At 54.4% G+C, this 677-nt stretch carries 1 protein-coding gene; it reads right to left on the reverse strand.

All coding sequences use genetic code 11. The features are described 5' to 3' along the window. On the reverse strand, positions 1-677 hold a 677-nt coding region (locus tag B5F75_RS07425), incomplete at both ends, for a hypothetical protein (RefSeq protein WP_158093815.1).

Genomic DNA, 677 nt, shown 5'->3' on the forward strand with positions numbered 1-677 from the left:
GGATCCTACCGTCGAATAGCTCACCGGTTGGATCGTAATGTCCACCAATCCGCGTTCGATCGCAATCTGACCCACCGAGTAGTTCTGCGTCTTTACACCCGTGAAGCACTGACCGTTGATTTCATTATTTTGGCCAGAGCAGGTAGTATTCGCCGTAAAGCTGGGGGTTCCATTGCCGCCTACGGCATTTAAGTATTTGCCGTTGTACGGGATTTCCGCCCACAAAACGTACACATAGTTCCCGTCCGGCATCGGCGCCCCGTAATTAAACGTTTGCGTGCAGCCACCCGTCTCTGCACAGGTCGTGCCGTCCGACATTTTCTCATTAAAAGCATACGTGCGGGTGCAGCCCCCTTGAATGCCGCACAGACCGTCCCACTTGGAGGTAAAATTCATCCGCGCCGTTCGGTCTTCTTCCGAGCGATACACCAACGTTCCTCCCACCGGCGTCGGGCCCGTGCCCGTGGGCGTAGAGGAATCCGTTACCAAGTTGGAAGAGGTAGCCGCTCCGTTGAAAGAAGTGCCGGGCGTGTAAATTTCCCAATATACTTTCGCCGCTTCCGTCGGTACATAATTAATGGAAGCATACGCCGTAGATTTTTTGTTGAGCCCCGTCGCCACGATATCCGTCAGTTTCAACGGATCCAACGACATCTGGCGCGTAACCGCGCGCGAAA

The organism is Elusimicrobium sp. An273, assembly GCF_002159705.1.
Lineage (GTDB): Bacteria > Elusimicrobiota > Elusimicrobia > Elusimicrobiales > Elusimicrobiaceae > Avelusimicrobium > Avelusimicrobium gallicola.